The organism is Streptomyces sp. HM190, assembly GCF_009857135.1.
GTDB classification, from domain to species: Bacteria; Actinomycetota; Actinomycetes; order Streptomycetales; family Streptomycetaceae; genus Streptomyces; species Streptomyces heilongjiangensis.
In genome coordinates, this window is record NZ_CP047318.1 from 7612002 (window position 1) to 7627181 (window position 15180).

At 71.9% G+C, this 15180-nt stretch carries 11 protein-coding genes; 3 read left to right on the plus strand and 8 right to left on the minus strand.

Features of this window, described 5'->3' with window-relative positions:
- Positions 1-17: 17 nt before the first annotated feature.
- Genes GSY65_RS32590 through GSY65_RS32600 form a run of 3 tightly spaced genes read right to left on the minus strand, consistent with a single transcriptional unit; the run spans position 18 to position 2669 of the window.
- The gene (locus tag GSY65_RS32590) at positions 18-995 is read right to left on the minus strand and encodes a biotin-dependent carboxyltransferase family protein (RefSeq protein ID WP_159775283.1); all 978 of its coding nucleotides are present in this window, start codon (positions 993-995) and stop codon (positions 18-20) included.
- Positions 985-1899 carry a 5-oxoprolinase subunit B family protein gene (locus GSY65_RS32595; protein WP_159775285.1) on the minus strand — a complete coding sequence of 305 codons (915 nt, stop codon included), beginning with the start codon at positions 1897-1899 and terminating at the stop codon, positions 985-987. The genes GSY65_RS32590 and GSY65_RS32595 overlap by 11 nt, the downstream gene beginning before the upstream one ends.
- The gene (locus GSY65_RS32600) at positions 1896-2669 is read right to left on the minus strand and encodes a 5-oxoprolinase subunit PxpA (RefSeq protein WP_159775287.1); all 774 of its coding nucleotides are present in this window, start codon (positions 2667-2669) and stop codon (positions 1896-1898) included. The genes GSY65_RS32595 and GSY65_RS32600 overlap by 4 nt, the downstream gene beginning before the upstream one ends.
- A 219-nt stretch (positions 2670-2888) precedes the next feature.
- Between GSY65_RS32600 and GSY65_RS32605 the strand changes: the two genes are divergently transcribed.
- Together GSY65_RS32605 and GSY65_RS32610 are read left to right on the plus strand one after the other, a co-directional pair.
- Complete coding sequence (locus GSY65_RS32605; protein ID WP_159775289.1) at positions 2889-5003, plus strand: SpoIIE family protein phosphatase; 2115 nt, start codon at positions 2889-2891, stop codon at positions 5001-5003.
- 173 nt (positions 5004-5176) lie between these two features.
- Positions 5177-6211 (plus strand): LLM class flavin-dependent oxidoreductase, encoded by a 1035-nt coding sequence (locus GSY65_RS32610; RefSeq protein ID WP_159775291.1) that lies wholly within the window; start codon positions 5177-5179, stop codon positions 6209-6211.
- 62 nt (positions 6212-6273) lie between these two features.
- Here the strand turns inward: GSY65_RS32610 and GSY65_RS32615 are convergent, their stop codons facing one another.
- On the minus strand, positions 6274-7866 hold the full coding sequence (locus tag GSY65_RS32615; RefSeq protein WP_159775293.1) for a purine-cytosine permease family protein: 1593 nt from the start codon (positions 7864-7866) through the stop codon (positions 6274-6276).
- A gap of 185 nt (positions 7867-8051) precedes the next feature.
- Between GSY65_RS32615 and GSY65_RS32620 the strand changes: the two genes are divergently transcribed.
- Complete coding sequence (locus GSY65_RS32620) at positions 8052-9590, plus strand: PucR family transcriptional regulator (protein ID WP_159775295.1); 1539 nt, start codon at positions 8052-8054, stop codon at positions 9588-9590.
- A gap of 5 nt (positions 9591-9595) precedes the next feature.
- Here GSY65_RS32620 and npdG read toward each other — a convergent pair whose 3' ends face one another.
- The 4 genes from npdG to GSY65_RS32640 form a co-directional block, all read right to left on the minus strand.
- Positions 9596-10273: an NADPH-dependent F420 reductase gene (npdG, locus tag GSY65_RS32625; RefSeq protein ID WP_159775297.1), complete on the minus strand. Its 678-nt coding sequence runs from the start codon at positions 10271-10273 to the stop codon at positions 9596-9598.
- A 68-nt stretch (positions 10274-10341) separates the two neighbouring features.
- Positions 10342-11784, minus strand: a complete 1443-nt coding sequence (locus GSY65_RS32630) for an aldehyde dehydrogenase family protein (RefSeq protein WP_159775299.1) — start codon at positions 11782-11784, stop codon at positions 10342-10344.
- A 235-nt stretch (positions 11785-12019) separates the two neighbouring features.
- On the minus strand, positions 12020-13372 hold the full coding sequence (gene gabT, locus GSY65_RS32635) for a 4-aminobutyrate--2-oxoglutarate transaminase (RefSeq protein WP_159775301.1): 1353 nt from the start codon (positions 13370-13372) through the stop codon (positions 12020-12022).
- A gap of 159 nt (positions 13373-13531) precedes the next feature.
- Positions 13532-15058, minus strand: coding sequence for a PucR family transcriptional regulator (locus GSY65_RS32640; protein ID WP_159775303.1), 1527 nt, complete (start codon positions 15056-15058; stop codon positions 13532-13534).
- Between the last annotated feature and the right edge of the window lie 122 nt (positions 15059-15180).

Genomic DNA, 15180 nt, shown 5'->3' on the forward strand with positions numbered 1-15180 from the left:
CAGGATCGGCTCGGTCCTCAGGACCGGGCCTCGATGGCTTCGCGGGCCTTGGCCAGCCGGGCCCTGGCCTCTTGTCTGGCGCCGAGCGCCGCGTCGATGGACACCGGGCAGAACCGGGTCACGTCACCGGTCTTGGTCTGGCCCGCCACCTGGATGTCGGAACTGATGATGGTGCCGATCGTGGCGTAGCCGCCGCCGGTGACCGCGTCGTTGAGCAGGGCGATCGGTTCGGTCCCGCCGGGGATCTGAATGGATCCGATCGGGTAGCCGATGTCCACCACGTTGGCGGGGTCGCTGCCGGCACCCCGCGGCTGGGTGCGCGGCACCCACTCCACCAAGCCGCCCCGATAGCGGTAGCCCACCCTGTTGGCGTCCGGTGTGACCTGCCACTCGGTTTCGAAGAACGCCGCCAGGCTGTCGGGGGTGACCCGGTAGCTGGCCAGTCCGACCACCACCCGCAGTTCGGCCGGTCCCGCGAAGTCCGGCACCAGAGCGGCCGGCAGGCTGCGTCCGGGGGTGCCGGTCGCGTCCGCGCCCACCGGCAGCAGGTCTCCCGCCCTCAGTGCCCGGCCCTGGAAGCCGCCCATCCCGCACAGGGTGTACGTGGACCGCGAGCCCATCACCGGCTCCACGTCGATCCCGCCGGCGACCGCGATGTAGGCGCGGGCGCCCGAGCGCAGGAAACCGAAACCGAGGACGTCACCGGCCTCGGCCCGGTGCGAGGCCCAGGGCTGGATCTCCTTGCCGTTGAGGTGGACGGGCAGGTCGGCACCGGTGACGGCGAAGGTCGTGGCCTGCGAGAACCCGATCTCCGGGCCGAGGTAGGTGCATTCCAGCACGGCGGCCCCCGACGGGTTGCCGACCAGGGCGTTGGCCACGTGGTAGCTGAACCGGTCCATGGCGCCCGACGGCGGCATGCCCAGCGCGTACCCCTGGGTGCGGCCCTCGTCCTGGACGGTGGTCATCAGTCCGGGGCGCAGAATCTCAAGCGCCATAGAGCAGCTCCTGCATGGCGGCGACGGTCTCGTCGGGACGGGCGAACCATTCGGCGGGCGTGAAGTCGAGCTCGGCGAGGCGGTAGCGGAACGAGCCCTCCGTGACCCGTGCCCTGATCTCGTCGAACTCCTCGCGCTCGATCCGGCGGTAGTTGAACAGGTCCCCGGGGCGGGGGAAGGAGAAGCTCTCGCGGAAGTCGTGCAAGCTCTGCTCGGGCTGCACGATGGGGGCGGGGCACATCCCGAACAGCTGGTAACCGCCGGCCCCGTCCACCGGGTAGATGGCGGAGAAGGCGCCGCCCCAGGCGAAGGCGCGCTCCGGGGTGAAGGTGCGCGGACGCACGTACTTGGGCACCTCGATCTGCCGTTCCTCCGGCACGAGCTGATAGCCCCAGGGCACGGTGGGCACGAACCCGATCATCGAGACCAGCGCCGGCGCCGACACCATGGCGTCGATGAACTCGTCCGTGCTGCCGTAGCCGTTCAGCTCGGCGGCGAACTCCAGGTCGGTCAGGTCCGGGCGTTGGTGACGGTCGCGGAACCGCTGCACGGTCGCGGCCGTCCACTCGTCCTCGAACAGCACCGGAACGTCCACGATCCGGGTGCGCAAGGTGATGGACCGGAAGTCGGAGTGGGCGGCCTCCAGCTCGCGCAGCTGCTCGACCAGGACGGTCGGACGCACCACGTCCGGGTCGATGCGCACCATGTAGGAGGCGTTCGACAGACAGATCTCCACGATGCCGGGCAGCGCCTTTTCGGCCAGTGCCCGGGTCAGCACCTGTGCCTTGAGATTGACGTCGAGGCTCATGGCCTCGCTCAGCTGCACGACGATCCACTCGTCGCCGCCGAAGGTGTAGTGCGTTCCCCGCGGGGGCTCGGTGAGCACTCCCAGACGTGCCGTCATGCCGACACCGCCTGAACCGCGACCCCTGCGTCCACGACCGTCTGCCGGACCGCCGCCGCGAGTTCCACGGCGTGGTCCCCGTCCCCGTGGACGCAGATGCTGCCTGCAGTCATGTCCACGAGCGTTCCGGCCTCGGTATGCACCTGCCCGCTCTTCAGGAATTGCCTCACCTGACCGAGGGCGAAATCCATATCGGTCTCGGTGATTTTCCTCTTGATGACGAGGGTGCCGTTCTCGTCATAGCTGAGATCCGGGTACAGATCCCCCACGACGGGGTGCCCCAGCTGCCGCAGTTCGTCGCAGAAGACGGTGCCGAAGGCCGGCGCGGGCCAGTAGATCATCACGCCGGGAAGGAGCGCGTGGATCGCCCGCGCGCCGGCCAGCCCGGCGGCCTCGTCGTCGCGCAGGAAGCTGTACAGCGCGCCGTGCGGCTTCACGTGGTGCAGGGGCATGCCCTCCGTGTCCAGGAAGGCGCGCAGCGCGCCGATCTGGTAGGTGAGCAGCGCGCCCACCTCGTCCGGACCGAGCTGGATCCGGCGTCGGCCGAAGCCCTCCAGGTCGTGGTAGCCGGGGTGCGCGCCGACCGCCACACCGTGCTGCTTGGCCATGCGGACCGTCCGCCGCATCACCGTCGGGTCACCCGCGTGGAAACCACACGCGATGTTCGCCGTGGTGATCAGCGGGAACATCTCCTCGTCCCGTCCCATGACCCAATTGCCGAAGCTCTCGCCCATATCGCAATTGATGTCGATCGCAGAGATTCTTGTCATGCGCGATTTCCTCCTGATCCGAGGGTGCGCTCGGTGCCGCCCAGCGTCGTTCACCGGGAGATCCGCCGACAATTGTCACACGGCACGAATCGCGGCGGAATTTTTCGGGCGGTGCCCAGGACGCATCGCATTGGCGCGTCCCCGGGCGGCACGCATACTTGGGGACAGGGGCTCTCAGGCGACGCCCCGTGCGCGCCACCACCGGTGAGGCGGCAGCCCATGACGTACGAAGAAGTCCGAGCCGGGCCACAGGCAGCTCGGCGGTCCGCGCCGAGCGACGCCGCTGTCCTCGACTGGCTCTTCGCCGACTCCCCGGTCGCCCTGTCGGTGTACGACACCTCGCTGCGCTGCACACGGCAGAATCCGGCCATGGCCCGGCTCGTCGGAGCCCCGGACGAGCGCGACGCCTGGTTCGGGCGCCGCGTGACGGAGATCCTCCCCGGCCCGCAGACCGCGGCCTGGGAGGCCCGCATGCGGCAGGTGCTCGACTCCGGCGAGCCCGCTCCGGCGACGGGGATCCGCACGGTCGGGCCCGCCGCGGGAACGGAGCGAGCCCTCTCGATCACCGCCCAGCCGCTGCGCGGCCCGGACGGAGCCGTCACCGGACTGTGCCTGACCGCCGAGGACGTGACCGAGCCGAACGGTTCGGCGGACCGGCTGCTCCTGCTGAACGAGGCCGGCACCCGTATCGGCAGCACCCTCGACGTGCGGCGCACCGCCGAGGAACTCGCCGAGGAACTCGTGCCCCTGCTGGGCGAGTGGGTGAACATCGACCTGCTGGACACCCTGCTGAAGGGCGAGGAACCCGGCCCCTTCACCGGGCAGGTCGCCCTGCGCCGGGTGGCGAACCACTCGGTGCGCCCCGGCGCCCCCGAAGCCCTGCTGCAGCCGGGCGAGGTGGACTTCTACCCGCCCCACTCGCCCGCCGTGCGCAGCATGGCGGGCGGCCGCTCCGTGACCCACCTGTTCAGCGAGCCCGCCGCGCAGGCCTGGCTGAGGGACCAGCCCGCGCGCGCCGCCAGCGTCCGGGGGTACGGCTACCGGTCGATCCTGTGCGTCCCGGTACGGGCCAGGGGAACGGTGCTGGGCGTCACCGTGCTGATCCGCTCCAGGGAGCAGCCGTTCACCGACGAGGACCGGCTCCTCGCCGAGGAACTGGTGGCCCGCGCCGCCGTGTGCCTGGACAACGCGCGGCGTTTCACCCGGGAACGCACGGCCGTGCTCACGCTCCAGCAGAGCCTGCTCCCCAGCCGGCTGCCGTCCCTGATGGCGGTCGAGGCCGCCTCCCGGTATCTGCCCGCCCACGGGGTGGGAGGGGCCGGCGGCGACTGGTTCGACGTGATCCCGCTGTCCGGGGCGCGGGTGGCGCTCGTGGTCGGTGATGTCGTCGGCCGGGGCCTGGGCGCGGCGGCCACGATGGGCAGACTGCGTACCGCGGTGCGCACGCTCGCCGACGTCGACCTGCCGCCGGACGAACTGCTGACCCATCTCGACGACCTGGTCGACCAGAGTGCCGCCGCGGGCGACGACACCTCCATGGACGCCGCCGACCTGGGCGCCACCTGCCTGTACGCCGTGTTCGACCCGGTCTCCGGCAGCTGCGTGGCCGCCCGGGCCGGCCATCCGGCGCCCGTCGTGGTGACGCCGGACGGCGAGGCCGGTGAGCTGCCGCTGCCGGCCGGCCCGCCTCTCGGCCTGGGCAACGCGGTGTACGAGGCGGCCGAGGTCCGGCTGCCCGAGGGCAGCCTGCTGACGCTGTACACCGACGGGCTGCTGGACCCCTCGGACGCCGAGCTGAGTCTGCGGCGGCTGTGCTCGGCGCTGTCGCACCCCGCGGCCCCGCTGGAGACGGTGTGCGACCACGTCCTCGACACGGTCCTGCCGCAGGACCGCGCGGACGACGTGGCGCTGATCGTCGCCCGCACCCGCACCTTCGGTGCCGACAAGGAGGCCACCCTCGACGTCCCGGACGACCCGGCCGCCGTGGCGACGGCGCGCGCCTGGGCCGCGGACCGACTGGCCGGCTGGGGGCTGGAGGAGCTCGGCTTCGTCACGGAACTGGTGGTCAGCGAGCTGGTCACGAACGCCCTGCGGTACGGCGAGCCGCCGGTCCGGCTGCGGCTGCTCAACGTCGCCACCCTGATCTGCGAGGTCACCGACGGCAGCAACACCGCTCCGCACCTGCGCCGGGCCCGGCTGTCGGACGAGGGCGGCCGGGGGCTGATGCTGGTCGCCGCGCTGACCCAGCGGTGGGGCACCCGGCACACCCGTCGCGGCAAGACCATCTGGTGCGAGCAGGGCCTGCCCCGGGAAACGGCCGCCCACGTCCGCTGATCCACGGCCCGCCCCGGTATCTCGCCACCGTTCCCGCCCACCTCGTCCGGCCTGGTGCACCGCACCAGTACGGGGCGCTTTTCTCAGGCATTGCCCAGTGGTCCGGCGTGTGACAGCGGCATCAGCATGAGTCCCACGTCGCTGTTCATATGCGGACACAAGGAGACAGCAGTATGAAGTTCGGTCTGTGTTTCGGCATGGTGGTGCCCCCCGACGGTGAGATGACCTGGGCTGACGCCGTGGCGGACTTCATCCGGCTGGCGCCGGAGATCGAAGCGCTGGGCTACGACTCGGTCCATGTGACCGAGCACCACTTCCAGCGTGACGGCCACAACTCGTCCCCCCTGACGGTGCTGGCCGCGGTCGCCGCCGTCACCGAGCGGCTGGAGCTCACCACCAACATCCTCCTGGCACCGCTCTACAACCCCGTCAAGCTCGCGGAGGACACCGCGGTCGTCGACAACATCTCGCGGGGACGGCTGCGGCTGGGCATGGCCCCCGGGTACGTGACCGAGGAGTTCGCGGGCCTGATGGTGCCCTACGCGACCCGCGCCCGCCGGTTCGAGGAGACCATGGACATCCTCCAGGCCGCGTGGACGAACGAGACCTTCAGCTACGAGGGCGAGTTCTTCAGCATTCCCGAGACCCGCCTGATGCCCCGCCCGGTCCGCCGGCCCCACCCCCCGATCTGGTACGGCGTGTCCGGCAAGCTCATGCTGCGCCGCGCGGCCCAGCGCCGGGCCGTCTGGGTGGGCTCCCCCCGGCACACCATCGACGAACTGGCCGAGCACCTCGCGGTCTACCGGCAGGCGTGCGACGACGCCGGGTTCCAGCCGCAGGAGCTGCCCATCATGCGGGGCGTCTACGTCGCCGAGACCCGCCAGGAGGCGGAGAGGATCGCGGCCCCCGCGGTGACCCACCTCTTCCGCGAGCTGTACGGACGCAAGTCGGCCGAGGGCGAGCGGCAGCTCCGCAACGACGCGGGGGCCGTCATCGAGGACTCCGCCACCGTCAGCTTCGACACGTTCAAGAACCGCTACATCATCGGGTCGCCCGACGACGCGATCCAGCGCATCACCGAGCTGCGCGACCGGCTCGGGATGACCGAGCTGACCTGTTGGACGCAGCTGCCGGGCATCGGCGGAGCCGACGTCCTGTCGTCGGCGCGGCTGTTCGCCAAGGAGGTCATCCCGGCCTTCCGGGACTGAACGGCGAAGGGCGGTGCGGTCCACCGACCGCACCGCCCTTCGTGCCCCGAACCTCCCCGGGGTCAGCTCTCCAGCGACCTCGCCTCCGCGCGGACGGCCGCCATGAAGGCGCCACTGCCCTCCGCGCACGCGGCGCAGATCAGGTCCTGCCCCGCGGAGGGATCACGATCCATCTCCACTGCCGTGTAGGAGCGGTCACAGACATGACAGCGCACTCTCTGCCGCCACACGTCGTCGATCTCGTCCCGGGGGTCGTGCCTGCGCTTGAGCAGCCGGCTCCCGCCCGCTCTCAGCGCGACCGCGTACACCGCCGCCGCCAGGGCGAAGGTGATGAGGGGCGCCGTGAGCACGTACCAGGAGCCCGGCGTGCCCTCCTCGGTGATGAAGATGCCCACGGCCGTGGCCACGAGGATCGCCCAGGCACCGGGCAGGAAGGCGGGCACCCGGCCGGGACGGAACTCGACCAGGCCGTGCGGGTCCCGCGGCGCCACCGCGATGTGGGTGAGCGCGATCGCCACCCAGGCCACCACGGCCACGCCCTGCCAGGCCAGCGCGCGCAGCAGGTACGACAGCACGTCGGTCAGCATCAGCAGGTACACGAGGGCGCCGGCGATGCCCACCCAGGCCAGCCGTGGCCAGCGCAGTCTCAGGTAGCGGGCCGCGAACGCCTCCAGGTTGGTGGAGGCCAGGTAGTAGTTGGCCGTGTTGATGCGGGTCTGGCTGACGAAGATGACCACCAGGCCCACGAAACCGCTCACCTCCAGGGTGGCGTCGACGAGTCCCACCTCGCTGGCGGCCAGCCCCGGGTAGACGGTGTTCATGATGAACAGCCCGACCAGACCGTTGGCCAGGAAGGTCGCCGCGTAGAACACGTACCCGAACGTCACCACGCCGTGGAAGGTGGCGTCCTTCTTCTTGCCGAACCGGGCGTAGTCGATGGTGTACATCATCATGATCCACACGCCCATGTAGATGCAGAACGCCCACAGCCAGCCGGGAACCGAGGCGGGACCGGGCGACGGGATGTGCAGGAAGCCGTCGGAGAAGCCGTGCGCGTTGCCGGCGGCGACGACGATGTAGACCAGACCGATCACGTAGAAGGGCAGCAGGAAGCCGTTGAGTTTGTCGAGCCACACCTGCACGCCACCGATGACCAGCGGCATGGCGTAGAGGACCACCACGAGGTACCACAGCCGTATGTCACTGTCGGGAGCGAAGTACTTCTGCAGGGCGACGGCGATGATGGAGCCCTCGAACACCGCGTAGTACACCGCCGTCGCACCGAACAGCAGCGGGGCGACGGCCGCGCCGAGGTTGCCGAAGATGCGCCGGGACAGCAGCGATACCGTGAGGCCGTTGCGGACGGCGTGCCGGGTCAGGACGCTGTTGACCAGCCCGTAGACGCCGACGGAGAGCACCATGCCGATGACGGCGTCACGGCTGCCGACCGCCTGGGCGACCGACACCGCGATGTAGAGCCAGAACATGGCACTGAACAACGCCCACCAGGCCATGGCCAGACTCCACCGGCCAGACCTCGCCGTCTCCGGCACGACGTGTCGGGAGTAGTCCTCCGTCACGGCCTCTTTCACTACGCGGGGGTCGTCTGCCTCCGTCACCTGGGCCGCCGGGACGGCGACATCGGAAGTGGACATCCCTACTCCTTCGTTCGGAGGTTTGCCTTGGTGACGCGCATTGTTCGGGCCGCGCTGGCGCGAACGGCATGGAACATCTGCACCGATCGCCCGGCCGTGCTGGGCAGGTTGAACAGCGCACGGCGCTCCGCGTCCGCCGCCGCGCGCACCGCGACACCACTCGACGCCGCACGGAGGTGACCGGCATGTCAGAACTGACCGTCAACTGGCTGTACCGCCAACCGGGACTGGGACTGTCCGTGGTCGCCGGGAAGGCCGGACTCGGCAGGAGCGTCCACAGCGTGCACACCTCCGAGCAACCGGACCCGACGCCCTGGCTGGAGCCCGACCAGCTCCTTCTCACCACCGGCATGTGGCTGGAGGCGGCCGACCCGCAGGCGGCGGACGCCTATGTCCGCCGGCTCCACGAGGCCCGCGCCGCCGGGCTGGGATTCGGGGTCGGCATCCGCTACGAGGACGTGCCCCGGCCCCTCGTCGAGGCCGCGGACGAGGTCGGTCTGCCCGTGCTCACCGTCCCCGAGGCCACCCCGTTCAGCCTGCTGCAGCGGGCGGTGTGGAGGTCGACCGTCCGCGACGAGCAGCAGGCGCTGCGCGGTTCGCTGCGCGCGAGCGAGTCCCTGCTGGCCGCTGCCGCCGACGGCGCGGGCCCCCGGCTGCTGCTGGAGCGGATCTCGGCGGCCCTGGGGGCGGACGCCGGCTGGGTGGACGTGGACGGCCGGGTCCTCGCCTGGAGCTCCCCCGACGGGGAGGACTTCGGGACCTGGTTGGCCGGTCACCACGTCGGGCGGGGAGCGGCCGAGGGATGGCAGGCGGCGGTCCGCGACACCGGACGCCAACGGGTCCTGGTCCTGCCGGTCGTGGTGGGACGGACCTCGTGCGGTGAGCTGGTGATCCGGCGCTCGACCGCCTTCACGGCGCACGACCAGCACGTGATCAGGACCGCGGTGCTCCTGCTGGCGATGAACGCCGACCACGAGCGGCAGACGCTCTGGGCGCGGCTCGACGTCCGCTCCGCCCTGCTGGGGACGGCCCTGTCGGGCCACTACGACCTGGCAGTGCGTCTCGGCTACGAGACGGGGCTGGACCTGCCGCGCTTCCCGCTGCGGGTGACCGTCGTGCACGGCGGCAGCGACCTCGTCGACCTGCTGGAGCGGTGCGAGGCCCGGGTGCCGGCCGGCTCACGCCAGTTCACCGCGCTGCGCGACGATCGCTGCCTGGTCGTACTCGCGGAGCAGAACGCGTGGTCCCCCACCTGGACGGCGGAGCAGCTGAAGGCGGACCACTCGCTCACCGCGGCCAGCGCGGTCGCCTTCCAGAGCACGTCCCTGGCCGAAGTGCTGGCCAGGACGTCGACCGCGGCCAGGAGCGCGGAACCGGGGCGGCTGGTGGATCTGGAGGCGAACTTCGACCACGCCTACATCCCGCTCACGCACGACTCCGCGCACGTGGCGTGGGCGACCGGGCTGCTCGGCCCGCTGCTGGCACTGCCGGACCGCCAGCAGTCCAGCGCCCTGCACACGCTGCGCGCATGGCTCGCCAACAACGGAAACGGCGAGGCCACGGCACGTGACCTCGCCGTGCACCGCAACACACTGCGCTGGCGGCTGGAGAGGATCCGGACTCTGCTGCAGGGCGATCTGGACGACGCGGACCTGCGGGCCGGACTCTGGCTGGCGATCAGGACGCTGGGGATAGACGCCGTCGGCGCCTCCTCGCCCCGGTGACCCGATCAGGATGCGGGATCGCGGGGCAGGCCCTCCAGGCGGATACCGGAACGCACCTTGTGACGCCGGTTGACGCTGATGAGTACGGCGGTGAGCGGCTCCAGCTGCCGGGCCAGGCGCAGTGGCCCCACGTCGATCCCCGGGTGGCCGGTCACCGCCCGCGCGAGGCCGGCCACCACCGCGGCGGCCTCCCGGTCGTCACCGCAGACCATCACGTCCTCGTGGGCCAGCGGCGCGTCCCCGGCCCACAGGGACGCCGCGGCGAGGTGGTGGAACGCCCCGACGATCCGGGCCCGCGGCACCAGCAGCTGGGCCTCCTCGGCCGCGCTGCGCTCCAGCGGGAGCCCGTAGGGTCCGTGCTCGTCGAAGCCGAGGGGATTGACGCAGCTGATCACGATCCTGCCGTCGAGTTCCCCGCCCAGCTCGGAGACGAGCGCGTCGTGCCCGGCGTACGGGACGGCGAGCAGGACGATGCCGGCGCCCCGCACGGCGCTGAGGTTGTCGGCGGCGTCGACCCGGCCCGACGGCAGGCGCGCCGCGATCCGCTCCGCGGTCTCGGCGGCCCGCTCCGCCGAGCGGGACCCGATCGTGACCGTGTGCCCCGCGACGGCGAAGCGGTAGGCAAGTCCCCGTCCCTGCGGACCCGTCCCGCCCACCACCGCGATCTTGAACTGTTCCGTCATCTCCGCGACGCTCCGTGTCTCGTCATCAGTGGTCGACCTCTCGCCGGTGAGCCCGGCTCGGACGGCCGTCACAGGGCCAGCCCCGTCAGCAGGAGCATGCGGCTCTCGGTGATGTCCTCCATCGCGTACCGGACCCCCTCGCGGCCCACGCCGGAGGCCTTGGTGCCGCCGTAGGGCATCTGGTCGGCCCGCCAGGTGGGCACCTCTCCGATGAGTACGCCGCCCGCCTCGATCTCGCGGTGCGCCCGGAACGCGGTGTCGATGCCGGTGGTGTACACGCCGACCTGGAGTCCGAAGCGTGAGGAGTTGACGCGGGCGAGCGCCTCGTCGAGATCGCGGTAGGCGCTGATCTCCAGAACCGGTCCGAACGCCTCTTCCTCGGCCAGCCGGGTGCCGTCCGGGACGTCACGCAGCAGGGTCGGCTCGACGGTGGTGCCCTTGCGCGTGCCGCCGTGCAGGAGCCCGGCCCCGGCGCCGACCGCCTCCTCGATCCAGGACTCCAGCCGCGCCGCGTTCTCCTCGTCGATGACGGGTCCCACCTGGACGTCCTCGTCCGTCGGGTCGCCCTGGCGCATGGCCCCGATCGCGTCGGTGAGCAGCGCGGTGAACTCCTCGGCGATCCGCTCGTGTACCAGCACCCGCTGGACGCTCACGCAGACCTGGCCGCCCTGGCAGGTGCCGTACAGGGCGATGCGCTCGGCCGCCGCCCGCAGATCGGGCCAGTCCTCGTGCACGACGACCGCCGCGTTGCCGCCGAGTTCCAGGGTGACGTGCTTGTTCCACGCCTGCTGCTTGATGCCCCAGCCCACCGGTTCGGACCCGGTGAACGAGATCACCGGCAGCCGTGGGTCGGTGACCAGGGCGCCGGTGCGGCGGCCGGAGAGCGGCAGGACGCTGACCATGCCGTCCGGGAGGTCCGTCTCGGCGATGATCTCGCCCAGCAGCAGCGCGGACAGGGGTGTGCTGGAAGCGGGCTTGACCAGCACCGGCGCGCCCACCGCGAGTGCCGGGGCGACCTTGTGGGCCACCAGGTTGAGGGGGAAGTTGAAGGGGGCGATCGCGAGGACGGGCCCGATGGGGAAGCGGCGGGTCACGGCCATCCGGCCCGTGGACGCCGCGTCGGTGTCCAGCCGCTGCAGTTCGCCGGAGAACCGCCGGGCCTCCTCGGCCGCCCAGCGGAAGGTGGAGGCGGCCCGGGCGACCTCCCCGCGCGCCCAGAGGATGGGCTTGCCGTTCTCGGCGGTGATGGTCCGCGCGATCTCCTCGGCGCGTTCGGTCAGCCGACGGGATACGTGGTCGAGGGCCGCGGCACGCTGGTGGGCGCTCAGCTCACGGGCCGGCCGGGCCGCGGCGGCCAGCTGGGCCACGGCCTGCTCCACCTGCTCGTCGGTGGGTACGGCGACCCGCGCGACGAGCGTGTCGTCGTAGGGGGAACGCACCTCGAAGGACTCGGGCGAGGTCGCCCTGTGGCGCCCGATCCAGAAGCCCTGGGGCTGCGCGGTGGTGTTCATCTGCTCTCGCTTTCTCGGCGGGGCGGTCGGGGTGTGGGGTCCGCCGCCCGCTCCCGGGCACGGGGCACGGCACGGGAGGGGGCGGGGGACCGGAACGCGGCTGAGGCCGGTGTCGGGAAGGGGGCTGTGGGGGCCGGCCGGAACCTCGCCGCGACCAGGGGCGGGAAGGCTCCGGCGGGAAGGGGGAGGGGCGACCGGCGGGGAGGGATTCTGCGTCCGTCCCGCCGCCGAGGCGTCAGGCCAGCGCGTCGAACGCCTCACCCAGGACGGCCAGGCCCTGTGTCAGCTGCTCGTCGCTGATGACCAGCGGCGGCAGGAAGCGCAGCACGTTGTCGAACGTGCCGGCGGTGAGCACCAGCACGCCCGCGTCGAGGCAGTACTGCTGGATGCGGCGGGTCAGCGCGGCGGCCGGCCGCCTGGTGTCGGGGTCCTCCACCAGTTCCAGCGCCATCATCGCGCCGCGTCCACGGACCTCGCCCACGCTGGGGTGCCGGTCGGCGATCGCGCCCAGGCCGGTCCTGAACAGGGCTTCGATCTCCCGGGCCCGCACGCCCAGTCCGCCCTCCTCCATCGCCTCGATCGCGCCCAGGGCCGCCTCGCACGCCAGCGGGTTGCCGCCGTAGGTGCCGCCGAGGCCGCCGGGGCCCGCCGCGTCCATGAGTTCGGCGCGTCCCGTCACCCCCGACAGGGGCAGCCCACCGGCCAGGCCCTTGGCGGTGGTCACCAGGTCCGGCACGGTGTGCTCGTACGACGAGGCGAACCAGTCGCCGGTGCGGCACATGCCGGTCTGCACCTCGTCAGCGATGAAGACCGCCCCGTTGTCCGCGCACCACCGGGCGATCTCGCGGAAGAAACCGGGAGCGGGAACGACGAAGCCGCCCTCGCCCTGGATGGGTTCGAGGATCACGGCCGCCGTGTTCTCGGCGCCGACCTGCTTCTCCGCGAGCGTGCGGAACGCCTCGAAGGCCTCCTGCGCGGCGCGCTCGGGGCCGGAGGGCCACCGGTAGGGGTAGGCCATCGGGGCGCGGTGGACCTCACCGGCGAAGGGCCCGAACCCGGCCTTGTAGGGCTGGTTCTTCGCCGTCAGCGCCATCGCGAGGTTCGTCCGGCCGTGGAAGGCGTGGTCGAAGGCGATCACCCCCCGCCGCCCGGTGGCGGTGCGGGCGATCTTCACCGCGTTCTCCACCGCCTCGGCGCCGGAGTTGAACAGGGCCGTGCGCTTCTCGTGCGTACCGGGTGTCAGACGGTTCAGTTCCTCGGCCACCTCGACGTAACTCTCGTACGGCGTGAGGAAGAAGCCGGTGTGGGTGAACCGGTCGAGCTGGTCGCGCACCCGGGCCACCACCCGGGGGTTGCGGTTGCCCACCGTGGTCACGGCGACACCGGAGGCCAGGTCGATGAACCGGTTGCCGTCCACGTCGACGACCACACCGTCCTCGCCCCGGTCGGCGTAGGCCGGGAGCAGCACGCCGACCCCGGAGGAGACGGCCGCGCGGCGTCTGCGGTCGAGTTCGGCCGAGCGGCGGCCGGGGACGGGGCAGCGGAGACGGTCAGCCGTTGGTTCTCGGCTGACGAGGTCTGAGGACACGTTTCCTCCTCGGGCAGCGGGTGACGCGAGGAGACTAGGCAGCAGTCACGGACCGGGTCGTTGGGCGGAGTTCACAGATCCCCGGCGCCGTGTTGTGCACGACAGGCACCGCGTCCACGACGTCCTGCGGGAACCGGCCGTCGGCCTCGGAAAGCGCTGTCACGCGTCCAGGACGGTGAGGGCGACCTGCACCTCGGTCAGGTCGCGCGGGTCGTTCAGATCGACCTGGAGCAGCTGCTCGATCCTGCGCAGCCGGTATCCCAGGGTGTTCTTGTGCAGCATCAGGTCGCGCGCCGTCTGCGAGGCGTTCCGGTGGGTGGCGAGGTAGTGCCGGAGCGTGTCCAGCAGCTGACGGTCCTTCAGCAGCGGTGCGAGCATCGTGCGCGCCCTGGGCTCCAGTTCTTCGAGGCCGAGTCGGAGCGTCATCCACTCCACCATGCCCAGCTGCTCCTGCCGGACCACCGCACGGCCGTTACGACCGGACAGCCGGCGGGCACGGGCGCACGCCAGCCTCGCCTCGTACCAGGAGCGGGGCAGACCGGCCGTCGTGCCGGACGGGCCGCCCACTCCGACCGCGAGGGAGCGGATCGACGGCAGGACCAGCACCGCGTCCACCGCCTCCGGGTCCCCCAGGACGATCACGGCCTGGCCCTCCACCGGGGCGACCAGGCAGGCACGGCCCTCGCGGGACAGGTCCCGGCCGACCTCGGTGACGGTGTCGGCGTCGAGCGGCCGGCCGTCCGGGTCGGCCAGCACCAGCACGGTGCAGCCGGGGCCGGTGAGGTCGATGCCGAAGCCCATGGCGCGTTCGGTCAGTGCGCGCTCCGCGGCGGGGTCACCGGCCCACTCCTCGCCGCGCAGGAGCAGGTCCCGCAGCAGCCCGGCCTGCCGGGATCGCAGGGCCCGCGCCTCGTGGCGGCGCATCCGGTGCAGCGCGGTCAGCAGCAGGGCCCCGTCGCGCAGCGCGCGCTCCACGGAGGCGTACTGCAGCGAGGTCGGCCCGGCGGTGGCCGCGAGCCACCGCACCGGGGTGTCCTCGACCAGCACCCGCACGGCCTGGACCGGACCGGTCGACAGCGGGTCGTGCGCGGGGCCGCGGGCCTGCTGCCCGATGTACCGCCACTGCTCGTCGGTGTGTTCCGGGTGGCTGGTGGTGAGGACGTGGCCCACATGGTCGAACAGGGTCACCGCGCAGCGCAGGGACTGCGCCGCGCGGCGCACGAGGGCTGCCTCCGGCTCCGGATCGCCCATCGCCTCGATCATCCGGTCCCGGACGCCGATCGTGCGGCGCAGGACATGGGACTCCTGGCTGAGCAGTTCCCCGTCGACGAAGCGCACCAGGTCGCGGAACGAGGTCTTCTCGGGCACCGTGAAGACGGGGAACTGCCGCGCGCGTGCTTCCTCCAATAGGGCGCTCGGCACGTCCTCGAACACCACCCCCACCCCGAAGCCCAGGGCGGCGATGTCTCCACGGGCGAGATCCGCGATGAGCCGCCGCTGCTCCTGCGGCCGCCGGAGCAGGCGCAACCCGGTGGTCAGGATGATCCACCCCGGCGGCACCCAGCGCAGGGGTTCCGCCACCTCCAGCACGTGCGCTCCCCTGATCTCCGCATCCGGGCCGGAGGCGTCACCGGTGAGCTGATGCAGCCCGAAGCCGGGCTGGTCCAGCAGGGCGTGGAGTCTCATGGCGGTACTTCACTCTCCCGACGGCCTTGGCCGTCTCTCCCCTCCAGGTGCGGAGGTGGCTCCACCCTAATCGCGGCGGGCGTCGGCGGCGAGCGCCTGCCGGACGGGACGGCCGTGGTCAT

Bases quoted from the DNA above. Each gene is read 5' to 3' on its own strand.
- GSY65_RS32590 (WP_159775283.1), bottom strand. From the start codon at position 995: ATGGCGCTTGAGATTCTGCGCCCCGGACTGATGACCACCGTCCAGGAC.
- GSY65_RS32595 (WP_159775285.1), bottom strand. From the start codon at position 1,899: ATGACGGCACGTCTGGGAGTGCTCACCGAGCCCCCGCGGGGAACGCAC.
- GSY65_RS32600 (WP_159775287.1), bottom strand. From the start codon at position 2,669: ATGACAAGAATCTCTGCGATCGACATCAATTGCGATATGGGCGAGAGC.
- GSY65_RS32605 (WP_159775289.1), top strand. From the start codon at position 2,889: ATGACGTACGAAGAAGTCCGAGCCGGGCCACAGGCAGCTCGGCGGTCC.
- GSY65_RS32610 (WP_159775291.1), top strand. From the start codon at position 5,177: ATGAAGTTCGGTCTGTGTTTCGGCATGGTGGTGCCCCCCGACGGTGAG.
- GSY65_RS32615 (WP_159775293.1), bottom strand. From the start codon at position 7,866: ATGTCCACTTCCGATGTCGCCGTCCCGGCGGCCCAGGTGACGGAGGCA.
- GSY65_RS32620 (WP_159775295.1), top strand. From the start codon at position 8,052: ATGTCAGAACTGACCGTCAACTGGCTGTACCGCCAACCGGGACTGGGA.
- npdG (WP_159775297.1), bottom strand. From the start codon at position 10,273: ATGACGGAACAGTTCAAGATCGCGGTGGTGGGCGGGACGGGTCCGCAG.
- GSY65_RS32630 (WP_159775299.1), bottom strand. From the start codon at position 11,784: ATGAACACCACCGCGCAGCCCCAGGGCTTCTGGATCGGGCGCCACAGG.
- GSY65_RS32640 (WP_159775303.1), bottom strand. From the start codon at position 15,058: ATGAGACTCCACGCCCTGCTGGACCAGCCCGGCTTCGGGCTGCATCAG.